General features: G+C 71.2%; 6 protein-coding genes. 5 read left to right on the plus strand and 1 reads right to left on the minus strand.

Annotated features, from left to right (window positions below; translation table 11 throughout):
* From era to nagZ, 5 genes are all read left to right on the plus strand, one after another.
* A partial coding sequence (gene era, locus AC1D01_RS21640; protein WP_477869935.1) for a GTPase Era occupies window positions 1–634 on the plus strand: 634 nt, incomplete at its 5' end.
* Window positions 635–643: 9 nt separating this feature from the next.
* Window positions 644–1435 (plus strand): DNA repair protein RecO, encoded by a 792-nt coding sequence (recO, locus tag AC1D01_RS21645; protein WP_477869937.1) that lies wholly within the window; start codon window positions 644–646, stop codon window positions 1433–1435.
* A 7-nt stretch (window positions 1436–1442) separates the two neighbouring features.
* A complete protein-coding gene (locus AC1D01_RS21650) occupies window positions 1443–2243 on the plus strand; it encodes a pyridoxine 5'-phosphate synthase (protein ID WP_477869939.1) in 801 nt (266 codons plus the stop codon).
* On the plus strand, window positions 2240–2638 hold the full coding sequence (gene acpS / locus AC1D01_RS21655) for a holo-ACP synthase (RefSeq protein WP_477869941.1): 399 nt from the start codon (window positions 2240–2242) through the stop codon (window positions 2636–2638). The genes AC1D01_RS21650 and acpS overlap by 4 nt, the downstream gene beginning before the upstream one ends.
* Window positions 2639–2655: 17 nt before the next feature.
* Window positions 2656–3705, plus strand: coding sequence for a beta-N-acetylhexosaminidase (gene nagZ, locus AC1D01_RS21660; RefSeq protein WP_477869943.1), 1050 nt, complete (start codon window positions 2656–2658; stop codon window positions 3703–3705).
* A gap of 123 nt (window positions 3706–3828) precedes the next feature.
* On the opposite strand, the gene AC1D01_RS21665 is transcribed toward nagZ, so the two are convergent.
* Window positions 3829–4563, minus strand: a complete 735-nt coding sequence (locus AC1D01_RS21665) for a hypothetical protein (RefSeq protein WP_477869945.1) — start codon at window positions 4561–4563, stop codon at window positions 3829–3831.
* Window positions 4564–4658: the final 95 nt, after the last annotated feature.

A 4658-nucleotide genomic window follows, 5' to 3' on the forward strand; every position in this document is an offset into this window, starting at 1 on the left:
CGGCGACGTCGACGTGGTGCTGTTCGTCGTCGAGGCCGGCCGCTTCGGGCTCGACGACGCGAAGGTGCTGGCGCTGATGCCGGCCGACAAGCCGGTGATGCTGATCGCCAACAAGCTCGATGCGGTGCACCGCCGCGCCGACCTCGTGCCCTGGCTGAAGGGCATGCAGGATCGGCATGCGTTCGCCGAGTTCGTGCCGCTGACCGCCCGCAAGGACAGCGATGTTCAGCGCCTGCTGGGCATCGTGAAGCCCTACCTGCCGCAGGCGCCGTGGTTCTACGAAGAAGACGCGCTGACCGACCGCAGCGAGAAGTTCCTCGCCAGCGAGATCATCCGCGAGAAGCTGTTCCGCCTGACCGGCGACGAGCTGCCCTACACCTCCACCGTCGTGATCGACAAGTTCGAGGAAGAGGGCGCGCTGCGCCGCATCGCCGCGACCATCATCGTCGAGCGCGACGCGCACAAGGGCATGGTGATCGGCAGCGACGGCGAACGCCTGAAGCGCATCGGCTCCGAGGCCCGCCAGGAGCTCGAGCGCCTGATGGACGGCCGCGTGTTCCTCGAACTGTGGGTGAAGGTGCGATCGGGCTGGGCCGACGACGAAGAGCATCTGCGCACCTACGGCTACGAGTAGCCGCCGCGCATGGCCACCCGCCCCGCGCGCCCACCGGCCACGCAGGCGGCCTACGTGCTGCACCGCTACGACTGGAGCGAATCCAGCCTGATCCTCGACCTGTTCACCCGCGAACAGGGCCGCATCGCCGTGGTGGCCAAGGGCGCCAAGCGGCCGTACTCGCAGCTGCGCTCGGTGCTGCTGCCGTTCCAGCGCATCCAGGTGACGCTCGGCAAGCCGCCGCGCCCCGCCGAGCCGTCCAGCGAGTCTCCCAGCGAGGTGCAGACGCTGCGCGGCGCCGAATGGGCCGGCGGCCACGCGATGCTGACCGGCGCGGCGCTGTTCAGCGGCTTCTACCTGAACGAGCTGCTGATGAAGCTGCTGGCCCGCAGCGATGCCCATCCGGCGCTGTTCGACGCGTATGCCGCGACGCTGCCGCTGATGGTGTCTGCCGACGACGGCATCGTGCAAGCGGCGCTGCGCGCCTTCGAGCTGGCGCTGCTGCAGCAGGTCGGCGTGCTGCCCGACCTCAGCTGCGTGACGATGACGCAGGCCGAGGTCGACCCCGCCGGGCGCTACCTGCTGCTGCCGGAGCAGGGCGTCGTGACGGCGCGCGGCCGCGAGAACGAGCTGGCCGGCCAGACGCTGATCGGCCTGCAGGCCGCGCTGCAGCACGGCAGTCTCGTGGCATTGCAGCAGGCCTGCGCGCCGGCGCTGCAGGAACTGAAGCTGCTGCTGCGCGCGCTGCTTCACTATCATCTGGGCTCACCGGTGCTGCGCACGCGGCAGGTGATGCTCGACGTGCAAGCCTTGGAGCGCTGAGGACACCATGAATCCCACCCAGACGACGGGCCTCGACCCGCACCGCGGCCTGACCGCGCTGTCGGTCAACCTGAACAAGGTCGCGCTGCTGCGCAACACGCGCCATCTCGGCATCCCGAGCGTGACCCGCGCCGCCGAGCTGGCGCTGCTGGGCGGCGCGCAGGGCATCACCGTGCACCCGCGGCCCGACGAGCGCCACATCCGCGCCGGCGATGTCTACGAACTGGCCGAGCTGCTGCAGGCGACGCCGCACATCGAATACAACATCGAAGGCAACCCGTTCCACAACCTGATGGATTTCGCGCGCGAGCTGAAGCGCCGCGGGCTGCCGCTGCACCAGTGCACCTTCGTGCCGGACAGCGTCGAGCAGTCGACCTCCGACCACGGCTGGCGCTTCCCCGAGGATGCCGCGCGCCTCGCGCCGCTGATCGCCGAAGTGCATGCGATGGGCGTGCGCGTGAGCCTCTTCATGGATCCCGAGCCGCAGGCGATGGCGGCGGCGCGCGCGGTCGGCGCCGACCGCGTCGAGCTCTACACCGAGACCTTCGCGAGCGCGCACGGCACGCCGGCCGGCGCGGCGGTGCTGGCCGGCTTCACCGCGAGCGCCGAGGCGGCCTTGCGCGCCGGCCTGGGCGTCAACGCCGGCCACGACCTGAACCGCGACAACCTGACCGATTTCCTGCGGGCCGTGCCCGGCGTGCAGGAGGTGTCGATCGGCCATGCGCTGGTGGCCGATGCGCTCGAGCTCGGCCTGGTCGAGACGGTGCGCGACTACCAGCGCTGCATCCAGCGGGCGGCCGCGCGGTGATCTACGGCATCGGCACCGACATCTGCGACGTGCGCCGCATCGCGGCGACGCTCGAGCGGCGCGGCGAGCGCTTCGCGGCCAAGGTGCTCGGCCCGCAGGAGCTGGCGGTGTTCCACGCGCGGCGCGCCCGCGTCGAAGCGCGCGGCATCAGCTACCTGGCGACCCGCTTCTCGGCCAAGGAGGCGTTCTCGAAGGCCATCGGCCGCGGCATGCGCATGCCGATGACCTGGCGCGCCTGCGAGATCGTCAACCTGCCGAGCGGCAAGCCCGAGATCGTGYTGCACGGCGAACTGGCCGAATGGTTCAAGGCGCGGCACCTGGTCGCCCACGTCAGCGTCACCGACGAGAGCGACTACGCGGCGAGCTTCGTGGTCGTCGAAACCCAGCAACCCTGAATGCGAAGAGAGACAGCATGAGCGAACACGCACCGGTGATCCTCGACATCGCCGGCACGGCCCTGACCGATGACGACCGGCGCCGGCTGCGCCACCCGCTGACCGGCGGGCTGATCCTGTTCACCCGCAACTGGGTCGACCGCCGCCACCTGACCGAGCTGACCGCCGAGGTGAAGGCGATCCGCCCCGACGTGCTGATCACCGTCGACCACGAGGGCGGCCGCGTGCAGCGCTTCCGCACCGACGGCTTCACGCACCTGCCCGCGATGCGCGAGTTCGGCGCGCTGTGGATGCGCGACGCGATGCGCGCCGTCGATGCGGCCACCTCGGCCGGCTACGTGCTGGGCACCGAGCTGCGCGCCTGCGGCGTCGAGCTGAGCTACACGCCGGTGGTCGACCTCGACCATGGCCGCAGCGAGGTCGTCGGCGACCGGGCGTTCCACCGCGACCCGCGGGTCGTCGCCCTCCTCGCGCAGGCGCTGTCGACCGGCCTGCTGCGCGCCGGCATGGCCAACTGCGGCAAGCACTTTCCGGCGCACGGCTATGCGGTGGCCGATTCGCATGTCGCGCGGGCCGTCGACGACCGCACGCTGCAGCAGATCCTCGATGAAGATGCGAAACCCTACGACTGGCTGTCGACCACGCTGACCTGCGTGATGCCGGCGCACGTGACCTTCCCGCAGGTCGATGCGGTGCCGGCTGGTTTCTCGTCGCGCTGGCTGAAGGAGATCCTGCGCGGCCAGCTCGGCTACACCGGCGCCATCTGCTGCGACGACCTGAGCATGGAAGGCGCCCGCGTCGCCGGCACTGCGGTCGAGGCCGGCATCGCGGCGCTGAACGCCGGCTGCGACCTGGTGCTGCTGTGCAACCAGTCGAAGGTCGACAACGGACGGCCCGTGGATGCGCTGCTCGACGGACTGGCACAGGCGCTCGCGCAGGGCCGCTGGCAGGCCGATGCGAACAGCGAGACACGCCGCCTGGAACTGTTGCCGCAGACCTCGCCGCTGCCGTGGGACGAGCTGATGCACCAGCCGACCTACCAGAACGCGCTCGAACGGCTGCCCTGACCGCGGCGCTTCAATAGTGCTCGTCGAGCGGCCGGCATCACGCTGACGATTTGCCGCGCACCATGAAAAACGGCGCCCGAAGGCGCCGTCGTCGCGTTGCCGCGCGCTGTCAGAAACGCAGGATCAGGCCGCCGGCTTGCCGGACTCCGATTCGAACGGCAGCTTGACCTGCGACAGGTCCTTGCGCGTCTCGACCAGCACCAGCGGGCCTTCATCGATCGCGACCGGCGGGCGGGGCTCGCGCGGCACGTGGATCGGCTTCGGCTCGCGGGCCATCGCCTCCTGCACGGCCCGGATCTTGTCGGCATCCGAGTTGACCCATTCGAGGCCAGCGGTCTGCGCGACCGACTGCAGGTCGGACAGCGGCAGCACGAAGCGCTCGACCGGCGCGGCCACGGGTGCCGCGACCAGCGTTGCAACCGGTGCTGTCACTGCGGGGGCCTGGGCCACCACGGGTGCGGGGATCGGTGCTTCGACGACGGGCGCCTGGACCGGCGGCGTGTAGGCAGGCGGTGAGTACGCAGGCGGCGTGTAGGCAGGTGCCTCGGCGATCTCGGAGCGGTACGCCGGCTCGGCCACCGCAGCGGCCGGGCTGTCGCCCGCGGCACCGGGTTCGGCGCCTTCGGCCGGCGGTGCGCTGCCGTCGGTCTCGTCGCGTCGCTCACGGCGTTGACGATCGCGGCCGCGACCCCGGCGGCGCCCATCGCGCTCGCCGCCTTCCGGCGTGGCGTTGCCGCCCTCCGGTGCGTCGGCCGACTCGACGGACTCGCCCTGCGGGCCGGCAGCGTCCGCCGGCAACTCGGCGCGAGCCGTGTCRTCACCCGATGCGTTCGCGACCTGCTCGCCGTTCTCGTTCACGACGGCTTCGCCATTGCGGGCGTCGTCGCGGTCGCGGCCACCGCGGCCACGGCGACGGCGACGGCCGCCTTCACGCGCTTCGCCGCCTTCTGCAT

The sequence above is a fragment of the Rhizobacter sp. P3_B12 genome, from assembly GCF_056402895.1.

Coding starts and splice junctions, on each gene's coding strand:
- recO (WP_477869937.1), top strand. CDS start 644: ATGGCCACCCGCCCCGCGCGCCCACCGGCCACGCAGGCGGCCTACGTG.
- AC1D01_RS21650 (WP_477869939.1), top strand. CDS start 1,443: ATGAATCCCACCCAGACGACGGGCCTCGACCCGCACCGCGGCCTGACC.
- nagZ (WP_477869943.1), top strand. CDS start 2,656: ATGAGCGAACACGCACCGGTGATCCTCGACATCGCCGGCACGGCCCTG.